The 15,049-nt window shown below is 62.8% G+C and carries 12 protein-coding genes and 1 pseudogene; 10 read left to right on the forward strand and 3 right to left on the reverse strand.

The window, feature by feature from the left end; translation table 11 throughout:
- The first annotated feature begins 71 nt into the window (after positions 1 to 71).
- The 3 genes from CK219_RS27970 to CK219_RS27980 all read left to right on the forward strand — a co-directional run bounded on the left by CK219_RS27970 (position 72) and on the right by CK219_RS27980 (position 3,476).
- Complete coding sequence (locus CK219_RS27970) at positions 72 to 1,286, forward strand: cation:dicarboxylase symporter family transporter (RefSeq protein WP_210326676.1); 1,215 nt, start codon at positions 72 to 74, stop codon at positions 1,284 to 1,286.
- Positions 1,287 to 1,457: 171 nt separating this feature from the next.
- A complete protein-coding gene (locus CK219_RS32415; RefSeq protein ID WP_224570942.1) occupies positions 1,458 to 1,742 on the forward strand; it encodes a thioredoxin domain-containing protein in 285 nt (94 codons plus the stop codon).
- A gap of 732 nt (positions 1,743 to 2,474) precedes the next feature.
- Positions 2,475 to 3,476 (forward strand): zincin-like metallopeptidase domain-containing protein, encoded by a 1,002-nt coding sequence (locus CK219_RS27980; protein ID WP_063169241.1) that lies wholly within the window; start codon positions 2,475 to 2,477, stop codon positions 3,474 to 3,476.
- A gap of 157 nt (positions 3,477 to 3,633) precedes the next feature.
- Here the strand turns inward: CK219_RS27980 and groL are convergent, their stop codons facing one another.
- From groL to CK219_RS31500, 3 genes and pseudogenes are all read right to left on the reverse strand, one after another.
- Positions 3,634 to 5,289 (reverse strand): chaperonin GroEL, encoded by a 1,656-nt coding sequence (gene groL, locus CK219_RS27985; protein WP_063169240.1) that lies wholly within the window; start codon positions 5,287 to 5,289, stop codon positions 3,634 to 3,636.
- Positions 5,290 to 5,354: 65 nt separating this feature from the next.
- A pseudogene (gene groES, locus CK219_RS27990) lies at positions 5,355 to 5,648 on the reverse strand (co-chaperone GroES); the annotation flags it as partial.
- Between the two features lie 62 nt (positions 5,649 to 5,710).
- Complete coding sequence (locus tag CK219_RS31500; RefSeq protein ID WP_063169239.1) at positions 5,711 to 6,058, reverse strand: hypothetical protein; 348 nt, start codon at positions 6,056 to 6,058, stop codon at positions 5,711 to 5,713.
- A 1,010-nt stretch (positions 6,059 to 7,068) separates the two neighbouring features.
- Between CK219_RS31500 and CK219_RS27995 the strand changes: the two genes are divergently transcribed.
- The 7 genes from CK219_RS27995 to CK219_RS28025 all read left to right on the forward strand — a co-directional run bounded on the left by CK219_RS27995 (position 7,069) and on the right by CK219_RS28025 (position 15,036).
- Complete coding sequence (locus CK219_RS27995) at positions 7,069 to 7,392, forward strand: DUF736 domain-containing protein (RefSeq protein ID WP_024505644.1); 324 nt, start codon at positions 7,069 to 7,071, stop codon at positions 7,390 to 7,392.
- A gap of 181 nt (positions 7,393 to 7,573) precedes the next feature.
- The gene (locus tag CK219_RS28000; protein ID WP_024505645.1) at positions 7,574 to 7,843 is read left to right on the forward strand and encodes a helix-turn-helix domain-containing protein; all 270 of its coding nucleotides are present in this window, start codon (positions 7,574 to 7,576) and stop codon (positions 7,841 to 7,843) included.
- Positions 7,840 to 8,388 carry a S26 family signal peptidase gene (locus tag CK219_RS28005; RefSeq protein WP_024505646.1) on the forward strand — a complete coding sequence of 183 codons (549 nt, stop codon included), beginning with the start codon at positions 7,840 to 7,842 and terminating at the stop codon, positions 8,386 to 8,388. Before CK219_RS28000 ends, CK219_RS28005 begins: the two co-directional genes overlap by 4 nt.
- Positions 8,376 to 9,059, forward strand: coding sequence for a lytic transglycosylase domain-containing protein (locus CK219_RS28010; protein ID WP_024505647.1), 684 nt, complete (start codon positions 8,376 to 8,378; stop codon positions 9,057 to 9,059). The genes CK219_RS28005 and CK219_RS28010 overlap by 13 nt, the downstream gene beginning before the upstream one ends.
- Positions 9,060 to 9,237: 178 nt before the next feature.
- Complete coding sequence (gene rlxS, locus CK219_RS28015) at positions 9,238 to 11,208, forward strand: relaxase/mobilization nuclease RlxS (protein WP_063169238.1); 1,971 nt, start codon at positions 9,238 to 9,240, stop codon at positions 11,206 to 11,208.
- A 355-nt stretch (positions 11,209 to 11,563) separates the two neighbouring features.
- Positions 11,564 to 12,550 carry an ATP-binding protein gene (locus CK219_RS28020; RefSeq protein WP_024505649.1) on the forward strand — a complete coding sequence of 329 codons (987 nt, stop codon included), beginning with the start codon at positions 11,564 to 11,566 and terminating at the stop codon, positions 12,548 to 12,550.
- A 17-nt stretch (positions 12,551 to 12,567) separates the two neighbouring features.
- The gene (locus CK219_RS28025) at positions 12,568 to 15,036 is read left to right on the forward strand and encodes a S8 family peptidase (RefSeq protein WP_063169237.1); all 2,469 of its coding nucleotides are present in this window, start codon (positions 12,568 to 12,570) and stop codon (positions 15,034 to 15,036) included.
- Positions 15,037 to 15,049 lie beyond the last annotated feature (13 nt).

Raw genomic sequence — 15,049 nt, forward strand, 5'->3', positions numbered from 1 at the left:
AGCGTTCGACCGGAGCACTGCATGGGAGAGGGAGGAGCCCCACCCCGATCCGGTCAAGGAGAGAGACGGTGTTGGTTCCAAGAGTTCCCCGCGCGATCTTAGCGCCCCGCAAGCGCCATTTTGCCCGGACCTACGTGCAGGTACTTGCCGCCATAATCCTGGGTGCCGCAATCGGCTATTTCCATTTGGAGACCGGCCACAGCCTGAAGCCGCTCTGCGATGCCTTCGTCGATGTCGTCAAGATAATCACCGTACCTGTCATCTTCCTGACAATGGCGACCGGCATTGCCGGCATGAGCGATCTGCAGAAGGTCGGCCGAGTTGCCGCCAAGGCGATGGTTTATTTCCTTACCTTCTCGACGCTAGCACTCCTTGTCGGGCTGATTGTCGCGAATATCGTTCAGCCTGGCGCCGGCCTCAACATCGATCCGGCCTCGCTCGATGTCGAAGCCGTTAAGGGCTATGTGGCCACGGCTCACGAGCAGTCCGTGACCAGCTTCCTGATGAACATCATCCCGTCAACGATTGCCAGTGCCTTCGCGGAAGGCGACATCCTGCAAGTCTTGTTCCTCTCGGTCCTGTTCCTCTCGATCCTGTTCGGCGCGGTCTGCCGCTACAACGGCCGCTCGCTCTTCTCTCTCGTCCGATACATCAAGGACGAGCTGCTGCTCGCAATGTCCTCCTCAGAGGCCGCGCTGGCCTCGCTCATGGAGAAGATGGAAAAGGCCGGCGCCACGCATTCGGTCGTGGGTCTCATTCCATTCAATCTGGACGGCACGAATATGATGCTCGCCGCCCTTTTCATCGCCCAAGCGACGAAAACTGATCTCCCGATCGGCTGCCGGATCCTCATGCTGTTTGTCGCATTGTTCCCTTCGAACGGAACAACCCGCATTACCGGTGCAGGCCTCGTCACAATGGCTGCAACGCTCTTTCTTGTTCCGGCCGCACCGGTCACCTCCGTGGGGCTTATTCTTGGCGTCGATCAGCTTATGTCCGAATGCCACGCGCTGACGGTTTTTCTCCGCAGCGTAGCGGCAACGCTGGCTGTCACCCGGTCCGGGGCGAGCGGGATAAACGACGATTCGGGGAGCGCCTCACTAGCGGACCGTTCAGCGCTCTGGCGGTGGACGGTCAAGTCGCCCGGCGTGGTGAACACAATTCCCCGTGCGAACGACGCTCAGCTATTGGGGTGGACCCGATGGCGCAAAGCCGTATTTGAGAAACCGCCAGATCGCACCGGCACCTGTGCGCCTGTAGCAACTGCGGGGCACGATCAAAACTGACCCATTTTACACCAAAAAGGCGGCCGTTGCTGCCACGCCGTCCATGGATTGGAGACTCATGTCTAAGCCGACTGCCATCACTGTCGCAGCTCTTCTTTTACTCCTCGCCTTGCTGGCGAGCCAATATAGCGCGAACCTGCACCGGCAGGCGTGGTCGACCGACAGGCAAAAGTGGAGCGGCGCATTCGACAACGATCTCCTTCGCCAATCGCCGGCAACCCGCAAGGCGATGCCGTTCTGGTCATATTCAATGACTACCACAACTGTCCGCATTGCAGACTGGCTGATATCAACTACCAAAAAGCCTTCAAGCATGAGCCCAATCTGAAGCTTGTGATCAAACAGTTCCCGGTCCTGGGACCGGATTCCCAATTCCCAGCCTTCGCCGCACTCGCCTCGAGAAAACAGGGAAAGTTCGACGAATTCCACCGCGCCCTTATGATTTCCCCCAGTTGAAGGGTCACTCTCAAGATCGCAGCGCGTGTAGGCCTTGACGTTGAGCAGCTCAAGCGGGAATGCAAGATCCGGCCATCGCAGATGAAATGCGCGCGTCCGCGCACTCGCGAAAGGTCTGCACTTAGACGGTACGCCCGCGTTGGTGGTCGGCGATATAGTGGTCGCCGACCTTGTGGACATGGCCAGCTTGCAACGCTTGCATCGCCGATGCGCGCTCAAAGCGTGCTGGCTCTCGTGCGGGGCAGCATCTGTAGACCGGCCACGCTGTTGTTGCCGGAGCGTGCCGTTTGTGGCAGCTGGCTTTGCTGTCGCTCCTCGTAATCTTGTTGCGGTCATCCAGCTGCCGTGGGCGCCAACAACAATCCTGAGCGCCCGCGCCTGAAGTCGCTGGCCGGGTGCTCGTGAACCGAGCCCGCTTTTCTTCGGCAAGCTCAGGCGGTCTTGGCCCTGCGGCATCGCCCCCTGGCGCGGGGCAGCCTTCGGCTGCTGACGGTCGCCGGCCTGTCGGCCGGCGTCTTTCTATTGTGGCCTTCCCCCTGGCGCAGGGTGGGCAGCACTCCCTTCTAGGCCCGCCGCGGCGTCCCGCAACCCTTCGCTTGTCGCTTTCGGGTCCTCCACTCCGTTCCGGTCCTGCTGATGCAGTCCGCCTCCGACGGCGGGCCTTTCCGGTCGCTTTTGCCGCCCACCCCGCTTCCGGGGAGGGCGCGCGATTGTAGAGCGGAGGACATCACGATGCGTGCAAACAACAAACGTTGCGGCAGCCGACAGGCTGGCGCAGACAGCGGCGGGCGCACCGGCGCCAGCCTTTATCAGGAAATCACCGACCGCATCATTGCCGAACTGGAGCGCGGCACCGTGCCATGGGTCAAGCCGTGGGGCAGGGCAAGGACAGGCCTCGGCCTGCCGCGGAATGCGGCCACCCAGCGCCGATATTCCGGCATCAATATCCTGATCCTGTGGGGCGCGGTCATCGAGCGCGGTTTCCCCAGCCAGAACTGGCTCACCTTCCGGCAGGCGCTTTCGCTTGGCGGCAATGTCAGGAAGGGCGAGCACGGCACCACCATCGTTCACGCTGACCGCTTTGTTCCCAAGAACGAAAAGCAACGCGCCGACACCGATGGCGACGAACCGCAGGCGGTGCCCTTCCTGAAGCGCTTCACCGTCTTCAATGTCGCGCAGTGCGATAATCTGCCCGAACATCTTTACGCCGCCGGCGAGCCTCTGCCTGAGCGCGAGATGGTCCCGCAGGCCGAGGCGCTCATTCATGCAACCGGCGCTGATTTTCGCGTCGGCGGCGAGCGCGCCTTCTACATGCCCGGCAGCGACACCATACAGGTGCCGCCGCAGCCGGCTTTCTTCCACCAGATCGACTATTACCGGACCTGCTTTCACGAGCTTGGCCACTGGACCGGCCACCCGAGGCGACTCGCGCGCGACCTGTCCGGCTCCTTCGGGTCCAACACCTATGCGCGCGAGGAACTGGTCGCCGAAATCGCATCAGCCTTCATCTGCAGCAGTCTCGGCATCGAGCCGACCGTGCGCCATGCCGACTACATCGGCTCATGGCTGACGGTTTTGCGCGAGGACAACCGCGCCATCTTCCGCGCCGCAAGCCATGCCTCGAAAGCCGCCGATTTCCTGCTTGGCCGCAATGTCGATGTCGAAGGCGAGGCACATGCCGAAACCGCCTATGGGAGCGCGCAATCCTCACACGCGACCGCCTTGCGCCTCTGATGACGCAAAGCCGCGCGCAACCAACTCGACAGTTCTTTTGAGGTTGCCCTAACGCCGATGGCCGGCGTTGGCGTCGATCGTTCATCGGACCGAGGTTCGCAAAAAAAGAGGGCGGCATTGATGCCGCCCTCTCGTTGCGAAAGCTGCCAGAGCTGGATTAGAAATCCATGCCGCCCATGCCGCCCATGCCGCCGCCGCCCATGCCGCCAGGCATGCCGCCGCCAGCCGACTCCTTCTTCGGAGCCTCCGCGATCATGGCTTCGGTGGTGACCAGCAGGCCGGCGACCGAGGCCGCGTCCTGAAGAGCCGTACGGACAACCTTGACCGGATCGACGATACCCATGGCGATCATGTCGCCATACTCGCCGGTCTGGGCGTTGTAGCCGAAGGTCGCGCCCTTGTTCTCAAGGATCTTGCCGGCAACGATCGATGCTTCCGCACCGGCGTTGGCCGCGATCTGGCGGGCCGGAGCCTGCAGCGCACGACGCACGATGTTGATGCCGGCGGCCTGGTCGGCATTGACGCCGGTGGCCTTGATGTTGGCCGAAGCGCGCAGCAGCGCGACGCCACCACCAGCAACGATGCCTTCTTCGACGGCCGCGCGGGTCGCGTTGAGGGCGTCATCGACGCGGTCCTTCTTTTCCTTGACTTCGACTTCCGTCGCACCGCCGACGCGGATCACCGCAACGCCGCCGGCGAGCTTCGCCAGACGTTCCTGCAGCTTCTCCTTGTCGTAGTCCGAAGTGGTCTTTTCGATCTGCTGCTTGATCTGGGCAACGCGGCCCTGGATCTCGGCCTTCTTGCCGGCGCCGTCGACGATGGTGGTGTTCTCCTTGGAGATCGACACCTTCTTGGCGCGGCCGAGCATGTTGAGGCCGACGTTCTCGAGCTTGATGCCGAGGTCTTCCGAGATGACCTGGCCACCGGTGAGGATGGCGATGTCTTCCAGCATGGCCTTGCGGCGATCACCGAAGCCCGGCGCCTTGACGGCGGCGATCTTCAGGCCGCCACGCAGCTTGTTGACGACCAGCGTGGCCAGAGCCTCGCCTTCGACGTCTTCCGAGATGATGAGCAGCGGCTTCGAGGTCTGCACGACGGCTTCGAGAACCGGCAGCATGGCCTGGAGGTTGGACAGCTTCTTCTCGTGCAGGAGGATGTAGACGTCCTCGAGTTCGGCAACCATCTTGTCGGCGTTGGTGACGAAGTAGGGCGAGAGGTAGCCGCGGTCGAACTGCATGCCTTCGACGACTTCGAGTTCGGTCTCGGCGGTCTTGGCTTCCTCAACCGTGATGACGCCTTCGTTGCCGACCTTCTGCATCGCTTCGGCGATCATCTTGCCGACCGAAGCATCGCCGTTGCCGGCGATGGTGCCGACCTGGGCAACCTCTTCGGAGGTCTTGATCTTCTTGGCGTTCTTGATCAGGGTCGCAACGACGTCGGTTACCGCGAGGTCGATGCCGCGCTTCAGGTCCATCGGGTTCATGCCGGCGGCAACGGCCTTGTGGCCTTCCTGGACGATCGACTGCGCCAGAACGGTCGCGGTCGTGGTGCCGTCGCCAGCGATGTCGTTGGTCTTCGAAGCAACTTCGCGGACCATCTGCGCGCCCATGTTTTCGAACTTGTCCTCAAGCTCGATTTCCTTGGCGACGGTGACGCCGTCCTTGGTGATGCGCGGGGCGCCGAACGACTTGTCGATGACCACGTTGCGGCCCTTGGGGCCGAGCGTGACCTTCACCGCGTCAGCGAGGATGTTGACACCGCGCAGCATGCGCTCGCGGGCATCGCGGGAGAATTTTACGTCTTTGGCAGCCATTTTTAGCTCCTGGCAGGGGCTTCAATCGAGCCCGGGAATTCAGTTGACGAAAGGGCCTGATATGAGCCGATGATGCCCATGATGTCGGATTCCTTCATGATCAGAAGGTCTTCGCCATTGAGCTTGACTTCCGTGCCCGACCACTTGCTGAACAGGATGCGGTCGCCGGCCTTGACGTCCAGCGGGACCAGCTTGCCAGCTTCGTCACGAGCGCCGAAGCCGACAGCGATGATCTCGCCTTCCTGCGGCTTTTCCTTTGCCGTGTCGGGGATGATGATCCCGCCAGCGGTCTTGGATTCGGATTCGACCCGGCGAACGACCACGCGGTCATGCAGCGGGCGGAACTTCGACTTTGCCATTTTCGGATTTTTCCCTGGTGCGCTGTTGAGGGGTTTTTGTTAGCACTCGCGATGGACGAGTGCTAACGCGATAGTGAGGTAGGCTGTAAGCGGGCACTCGTCAAGACGGACGAGGGCAGGCGAGGAGCTCTGGCCCCCTCCCCGGTGGAACCCAACGCATACGCGGCATCCGCGTTGATGGCTGCGAGCCCCACATTTCCATTGAATTCGGCGTCATGACGCCAACTTGCTCGCGCCGCTTCCAAGTCGTCAGTCGTGCTGCCGTCAGCACGAACATAGGGCTGCGCTTCACTTCCCGTCGAAGCCGCGGCAAGCAGCGTCGCCGTCAGCACGCTCCTTTGCAGATGCTTGCCAAAGGTGGACAGTGAGCGCACCTGCGCCGGGCTGTTGGTGCGAACGTAAGACGTCATTGACAACTCCTTTTTGCAAGTCGAGCCCCTTCTCCACCTTCGGCCGCCGTCGACGCGAAGAAGTCCGCATCGCGTTGAAGACGAGCTGCGAAAAAGAGAAAGATGTGTTTGATGGCTGCGGCCCCAACGGTGCCTTCAGATTTGAGATCACTTCCGCCGCGAGCGGCTGAAGCTCCTCGCAACGTCAAATCGAATCTGCTGCCAAGCCTCCAGGAAAGGAGAGCATTGCTCATCTCGCGCTTGTGCATGCAGTCAACCTTCGATCCGTGTTGCCACATCAAGAGCAAATGCCGTGCCAAAGCTCACTGGGAAGTGAACGCATGGCTCTCCCTGAAAACCTCACAAATCCAGCATGGTCAATTGTGCGGAACCCGACATGCGTCTTCTGCCACTGTCAGCTTTCGGACAGGCATGACGCGTTTCGCGCCGACCACCGGTCGATCGGTTTTGGGGCCGGTCTGTTCGCCTCATAAGAGCGCGTTACATTGCGTAGCGGTTTCCCGAGCGCCGCCACATGACACTGGACCTGCAGGTAGCACCGGCTTCTCATCCAGCCTTACTTTGGCCCCCTCGCGTATCAAATTCCCGCTGGCGAGCCCTGCTTTCATAGATCGCACCATGCCGGATGTCTGCTCTGGCGCCCGACCCGCTGGCACGATCTCGATCCGGCATAAGGGCGCAGCATCTTTGCAGGCCGTTTCATCCCGGCGTCCTGCTTGGCTGACAGACCGCACTTGGCGAGCGGTCTCCATGCTCTCTCCAAGGACCATCCCTGCGGCTGGCTTGTCGACCTATGGGCGGGTCCGGCCGCCCGAAACCCTCGCGCCATCAGCTTTTTTCCCCGCCGCCTGCGGCGGCTTCCTCGCGCCGCTTCGCTCACAAAAAAGCTGCCCGCTCGGGTCCTTCACTGTCGCTGCGGCCCTGTCGGATTCAGGCGGTCCTGACGCGCCCATTACGGTGCGCCATCGCAGGGGATGGTCCCCGGCGAAACCACAAAAGGAGACTTCGAAATGACCGCGATCGGTTACGTCAACAAGCAGGAAAACGGCGCCTACAAGGGCCAGTTCAAGACGCTCAGCGTCCGCGCCGACATCGATATCGTCCCCAACCAGGCCAAGAGCGCCGATAACCATCCCGACTTCCGGGTGCTTACGCAAGGGGTCGAAGTCGGCGCTGGCTGGATCCGCACCGGCGAGACTTCCGGCAAGGATTATGTGAGCCTGTCGATTGCAGCGCCGGAGTTCGGACCGCGCAAGCTCTACGCCAATCTCGGCCGAGCCGCCGGCCAGGACGATCACGACACCTACGCCATCATCTGGAACCCGGCCGACTGACCGGCCGAGATAAGAGCCTCGCGCCGCAGCCCCGGCGCGGGGCTCATTCCCAGGAGTTCCACCCAAACCCCGTCCGCCCTAAAGGGCGGCGAAAACTCTCCCCCGACTCTTCGCCCGTCCCCGAGACGATCTCCCTCGCCCATCCTCGCCCTCGCTTGTCCGAAGCGAAACGAGGATCATCATGGACGACGAAAACGAACGCGCGGCCCGCGCGAAAAAGGGCAGCCCGTTTCTCAGCACAGCCCAAGCCGCCTTCTATATCGGGCTCTCCCAGCGCACGCTCGAAAAGATGCGGCTCAAGGGCGGCGGCCCGAAATTCCGCAAGCACGGCCGCTATGTCCGCTATCACATCGACGAACTCGACCATTGGTCGAAAGGACACCCGCAGCACTCCATCGCCGGCGATGGCAAGGCCGGTTCCGGCCAGGGCGGCACGGGAGGCCGTTCATGAGGCGGCGCCCTTCCATCCATCTGATCGGCAGCCGCCTGAGGCGTGTTCGAGCCCGTAAGACGGTCGCCTTGGCCGCGGCCGGTCTCGGTCTTTTGGGCTTCACGGCGCTGGGAAAGCCCGCCCCTTGGCTGGTCTGGAACGCCTCGGCCAGCGCGCCGATCGGCCTTTACCGCATCGCTGCGGGAGCGCTGGCGCGTGGCGATCTCGTGCTCGTGCGCCCGCCTGAATACGCGGCGTATCTCGCCGCCGAGCGCAGCTATCTGCCTCGCAATGTGCCGCTGGCAAAACGTCTTGCAGCGCTGCCGGACGATAATGTCTGCGCCTTCAATGACGCCATCATCATCGGCGGCGACATCGTCGCGCGCCGGCTCAAAATCGACGCCGAAGGCCGACCTTTGCCATGGTGGAACGGCTGCCGAGCGCTCGGGGATAACGAGGTTTTCCTGCTCGGCAGCGACAAAAACCGCTCCTTCGACAGCCGCTATTTCGGGCCTGTTCCCACTCAAAATGTCATCGGGAGGCTCGTACCACTATGGACCGAGTGACCCTCCTCTTGTTGGGCATGATCGCCATTGCGCCATGCGCCTGTTCCGCCTCGACCGGCGCTGAGCCGGTCGCCATCTCCCAAAGTCCGCAGCTGCGAAAGTGGCAGACGTTGGTATCGGAAGCAAGCCGGCGCTTCCATATTCCCCAAGCCTGGATCTATGCCGTCATGGCTGCCGAAAGCGGCGGCAAGACAATGCGCGGCGGCCGCCCCATCACCTCCCCCGCTGGCGCCATGGGCCTCATGCAGGTGATGCCCGGCACCTATGAAGAGATGCGGGTCGAACACGGCCTTGGGCCTAACCCCCACGATCCGCGCGACAATATCCTGGCCGGCACGGCCTATCTCAGTGCCATGTATGACCGCTTCGGATTTCCTGGCCTGTTTGGCGCCTACAATGCCGGTCCCGAGCGCTACGACGAGCATTTGAAGCGTGGCAAACCGCTGCCAGAAGAGACCGTCGAGTACCTCGACCAACTCAAGGCGGCCGGAGTTTCGGCGGCCGACATCGAGGCGTTCGAAAGCCAATCTGTCGCTCCAAAGGCGCAAATCGCTCCTCTCGGACGGTCGCTGTTCTTCATTCATGACGGTGTTCACTCAGGCGTGCGAAACGGCGATCTCTTCGTGCCGCTCGGCAAGGACGGCGCGCAGCCGAAGGAGCCGGTGCGTTAGCCATGGCGGACGGGGGCGCGTCTGGCGGGGCTGGGCGCGGAAGGCAAGATAAAGGTACCGCCTCCAGGAGGCGGTTAAATCTTTGTCTGCACATCGTTTTTCCGGGAGGCTGCCGCCGGTGCCAAGAGGGTTTGACGTGTAAGTGTCTGATTTTGCTTGATATGTCTGGGAGGCTCGCATTAAGGATGACGAGTTCAGGCCGAAGCTCGGCAAAATCGGGTCGCGCGGCTCGAAGGCCGGCAAACGCTATGCCGGCCAGGTTCGTGCGGCGATCAACCGGGCTGGCGGCCGGCCGCAACGCGGTGGTCGCTTCACAGGAAGCCGGACAGGGCGCGGCGGGGCGGCCGCCGCACTGCTGAAATCGCGCGACCGGTATGCCGCCTTCCGCCAGCGCCGGGTGATCGTCAAGGCGCGGGTCGTCAAGCTCGCCGGCAAGGGCGCGGACGGGGCGCGTGCCCATCTACGCTATCTTCAGCGCGACGGGGTCACCCGCGAAGGTGAACCTGGCGAGCTCTACGGCGCCGACAGCGGCCGCGTCGACGGCAAGGCGTTCATCGATCGCGCGGACGGCGACCGCCATCAGTTCCGCTTCATCGTCGCTGCCGAAGACGGCATCGAGTACGACGACCTCAAGGCGCTGACGCGGCGGCTCATGGCGCAGATGCAGGAAGACCTCGGCACGAAGCTCGACTGGGTCGCGGTCGATCATTTCAACACCGGCCACCCGCACAGCCACATCATCGTCCGTGGCAGGGACGACCGTGGCGAGAACCTGGTCATCGCGCGCGAATATATCTCATCTGGCATCCGCGAGCGGGCGGCCGAGCTGGTCAGCCTCGATCTCGGTCCGCGAACCGACCGCGAGATTGAGCTTCGCCTGCGCCGGGAAATGGAGCAGGAACGCTTCACCAGCATCGACCGTCGGCTGCTCAGCATGCGTGATGATGACGGCCTGGTCTCGCCGGGCGGTCCCGACGCCATTCGCCAGACGCTGCACCAGGGACGGCTGCGCAAGCTCGAGCGGATGGGTCTGGCCGCGGAGGTCGGCGCTGGCTCCTGGCGCCTCGACGATGAGCTCGAAGCCACGCTGCGCCGCACCGGCGAACGCGGCGACATCATCAAGACCATGCACCGCGAACTGACCGGCAAGGGGCTTGCCCGCAGGGCCGCCGACTGGGTGATCCACGATCGATCCGGCGAGCCCGTCCAGTCTCTCGTCGGTCGCGTTGTCGCGCGTGGACTGGCCGACGAGATCAATGACCGCCATTACATGATCGTCGACGCCGTCGACGGTAAGAGCCATTGGATCAACATCGGTAGAGGCGAGGCGATGGAAACGATGCCTAATGGCTGCATCGTGCGTGTCGCGCCAAGGAACACCGAGCCGAGGCAGGTCGATCGTACCATCGCCGAAATCGCCGCCGCGCATGGCGGCCGTTACGACGTCGATATGCACCTGAAGCATGACCCATCCGCCACCGAGAGCTTTGCGCGAACGCATGTGCGGCGGCTGGAGGCGATCCGCCGCGCGACCGGCGGCGTTGAGCGAGAGCCGAACGGCACCTGGCTCATCGCGCCGGACCATCTCGATCGCGTCGCGAATTATGAGGGCCAGCGGGCCAGGGCCGAGCCTGTCGTTGCCGACAAGCTCTCCTCAATGGCGCTGGAGCGACAGGTCAGCTTCAACGGCGCCACCTGGCTCGACCGGGAGCTGGTTGCCGATAGACCCGAGCCTTTGCACGGATCCGGCTTCGGCCGCGACGTGAGAGAGGCGCAAGCTCGCCGGCGGCAGTGGCTGATCGCGCAAGGCCTCGCGCATAAAGAACAGGATGGGATCGTCTATCGAGCCAACATGCTTTCGATCCTGCGCCAGCGAGAACTGAACCGTGTTGCTGGCCAACTGTCGGAGGAACTTGGCCTGCCCTATGCCGAAGCGCGATTCGGAGGACGAGTAGAGGGTACGCTCCGCCGCTCCGTCGAGCTTGCCAGCGGAAAATATGCCGTCGTTGAAAAGTCGCGCGAGTTCACGCTGGTGCCATGGCGGCCGGTGCTTGAGCGCCATGTGGGCAAGGAGGTCTCCGGTGTCGTGAGTGGGGAGGGGATTTCATGGACCGTCGGCCGGCAAAGGAGCGGACCTGGTGTTTCGTGAGATGGTGTACAGCTTTTTAGCCAGCGGCGCGGGCAGCCATGCGAGCCCGCGTAGACCTTATGGCCGCACGCCCGCAATCGGTCGCATGGACCTGCCAGGCGGGGCGGCTTTGGAGCGTTCGGACCCGACACGCTGCGTGAGTGGCCAGACTTCGAGCGCTCGAAGATGCGGACTGTTGTCTGCTGGCCGGCGTTATTCCGGCTGGCCTATGACCGCGGCGCAACAGTTCACCGCTGAAGTTGCCACGGGCGAACATCGACAAGAGAAAAAACACCATTGCGCGTTACAAATCGCCGTTGAAAGCGTTTAGGTTGCATGCGCTTCGCCAAGTAAACGGATACCCCAGAAGAGAGCCATGACCACGGCCCGCCATATCGTGACGCTGCTTAAAAGCCACATTGCCGGCGACGAGGATCGTTTCCTCTCTATCGCGATGCAGCTTGCTGCGCATGAGGCACGTCAAGGCCATGGCAAGCTTGCTCAGGAGCTCAAGGATCTGGTCGACGCAGCCAAGAGCAGGGACGCCCGGATTGCCAAGAGCAGTCGGCCGGTTCCCCTTTTTCAGCCAAAGGGCGAACTCGCAGGCCTCCTGCATGTGCGCTATCCGGACCTGCGACTGACGGACATGATTTTGCCGGACAGTCTGCGCTCGCGCCTGCACCGCGTGCTGGGAGAGCAGCGCCAACAAGCAAGCTTGCGCGAGCACGGGCTTGTTCCCCGTCGCAAACTGCTTCTGGTCGGCCCGCCAGGATCAGGCAAGACGATGACCGCATCGGCATTGGCCGGGGAGCTTCATCTGCCCCTTTTCATGATCGTCCTCGATGGTTTGATCACCAAGTTCATGGGAGAGACTGCCGGAAAGCTGCGGCTTGTTTTTGATGCAATGCAGGCGACGCGGGGCGTCTACTTCTTTGACGAATTCGATGCCATCGGCGCGCGTCGAGGCGAACGCCAGGATGTTGGCGAGATTCGGCGCGTGCTGAATTCGTTTCTGCAGTTTCTCGAGCAAGACGACAGCCACAGCCTGATTATTGCGGCAACAAATCATCCCGAGCTGCTCGACAGAGCTTTGTTCCGCCGTTTCGACGATGTCATCGAATACGCCGTGCCCGATCGGCCGATTATCGAGGCGCTGCTTCGGGCTCGACTCGACCGCTTCGACACCAGAGGGCTTGCCTGGAACGAGGCGATCTCTCAGGCAGAGAGACTGTCGCAGGCCGAGATCACCCGCGCGGCCGACGACGCTGCAAAAACCATCATATTGCGGGGGGGGAAGCGGATCACCTCGGAAGCGCTCATCGACGCTCTGAAGGAACGCCGGCAGGCTTCGCTGTCTGAGTAGCGACAGCACAGATCATAATGGCAGACGATTTTCCGCGCGACCGCGCCCATATCCACCTTCGCAACAACGGCATTCGGGAAGCCTATCGGCGGCCCAACCAACTTATACATGCACCGCCGCTGCCGGCGCGTGATCGGGCGTCGCATGCTGCGGCCTTGACGCAATCCATCGAACAAGCGGTCGAAAGTGCACGCCAGCAGATTGCGGCGCGTGACCCCCAGCTGTCGGTCGGCACGCCTGGCTTTTACCTCGAGATCGATCTGCCCATGTCCGGACGGGCGGCCCTCGACCAGTTGGCCGATCGTCGCCAGCACATGGAGCTGGTCGCCGTCCATGAGCCAACTCAACCCGGTGCTCCCATCACAGCGTCGGTGTTCCTGCCGCAAAGCGCGCAAGCCTATTATTTGCGGAAAGTCGAGGCGTATCGAGACGTTGACACTGACCGCGGCAGACCGCGCAACGAGCCGCTCGTCTCCCGCATGGAGACAGTCAGGCTGGCGACTGCACGATCGTTGTTTACCGACCACGACGACCTCTTCCCCCAGGCCGCTGACGAGCAGGTGTGGTGGGAAGTCTGGCTGCGCGACGGTCGCCGCGAGAACTTCGAGCACATTGCCGAAGCCCTGAACATCACTTTGCGCACGCATGCGGTCAGGTTTCCGGAGCGGGTGGTCATGCTGGCACTCGCCAGCACGGCAATGCTCGACCGCATGATTGCGCACAGCGATGTCGTCGCCGAGCTGCGGCGCGCGAAGGATACGCCGTCCTTCTTCATGGGCCTTGGCGGCGCGGAGCAAAGGGACTGGAGCGACGAGCTTCTCGGGCGCGTCAGACCGCCTCAATCCGATATTGCGGTCTGCATTCTCGACAGCGGCGTACGTCGCACCCACCCGTTGATCGAACCCGCACTTGCCGTTGAAGACTGGCACACCGTCAAACCGGCATGGGGCAGCGACGACACACCTGCGTGGAGCGGCCACGGGACGCGAATGGCAGGTGTCGGCCTGTACGGTGATCTGGTCCCGCTCCTGGTCGGAGGCGATCCAGTTCCATTGCCCTTTCGGCTGGAGAGTGTCCGTATCCTTCCGCCAGAAGACGAGGCAAACGATCCAGAACTCTATGGCTCGATCACCGCGGAAGCGATCGCCCGCGCCGAGGTGCAGGCGCCGGAGCGCCGCCGCGCGATCGCAATGGCTGTGACAAGCGCCAGTCCGGCGCGTGGAAGGCCCACATCGTGGTCTGCCGCTATCGACCAACTCTGTTTCGAAGAGGAGCAGCGACGCTTGATCGTTCTCTCTGCCGGCAACATCGGCGATGACCTCATGCCGGCCGAGCATTTGACGCGCAACGATCTGGAAGCAGTCGATGATCCTTCTCAGGCCTGGAATGCGCTGACGGTCGGCGCTTTCACAGAAAAGGTCGATATCATTGACACCGACTTTGCGGGCTACGCTCCGATCGCGCCGGTCGGCGAGCTCTCGCCGCGCAGTCGCACTTCGGTCGTTTGGGACAGGCAGTGGCCGGTGAAGCCCGAGGTCGTCTTCGAAGGCGGCAATCTCGCCCATGACGGTGTGTTGCCTGGCGAGCCGATCGACGATCTGCAGATATTGACCACTTTCTATCGACCCGAACTGCGCCACTTCACCACCCTCGGAGATACGAGCGCGGCAACGGCCCATGCCGCACGGATGGCGGGACTAATTCTATCAGCGCGCCCCGAGCTGTGGCCTGAAACGGTTCGCGCCCTGATCGTCCACTCGGCCGAATGGACTCCGGCGATGCGCGCACGCATCGATGCGTGCAACGGAGCGAAGGGCGAGATCCAGGCGCTCGTGCGGCGCTATGGTTACGGCGTGCCAGATCTTGGGCGCGCGCTTCTGTCAACGGTGAACGACCTCACGCTTATCGTTGAAGATGAGCTTCAGCCTTTCCAGCGCGAGGGCGGCGCGGCTGCCAAAACGCGTGACATGAAGCTGCATCGCCTGCCTTGGCCGAAGGAGCAGCTCGCGGCGCTCGGCGCTGCCCAGGTCGAGCTCCGCGTCACGCTGTCCTATTTCATCGAACCCAACCCCGGTGAACGCGGATGGACCCGCCGGCATCGTTACGCGTCCCATGGTCTTCGGTTCAGAGTAAAGTCAGCGACCGAGACAGTCGACGAATTCCGAGCCCGCATCAATCAGGCCGCTCGGGACGAGGAGGAAGGGGCGCCTGCTGGAGGCGGAGAAGAGTGGCTGCTCGGCACCTTCCGCGATCGCGGCTCGTTGCACGCCGATTTCTGGTCGGGCAGCGCCGCCGATCTCGCCGAGCGTGATGCGATCGGCGTGTTCCCGGTCGGGGGCTGGTGGAAGGAGAAGCCTTACCTGGAACGCGTCGACGCTCTGGCTCGGTACGCCCTGATTGTGACGATGCGGGCGCCTGGGGTCGATGTTGACATCTTCACACCCGTCGAAGCAGCCCTGACTGTCGAGACGTCGGTCGAGACCTGATGCAGCACTGTCC

Origin of the sequence: Mesorhizobium sp. WSM4313 (assembly GCF_002294725.1) — a bacterium.
Classification (GTDB): Bacteria; Pseudomonadota; Alphaproteobacteria; order Rhizobiales; family Rhizobiaceae; genus Mesorhizobium.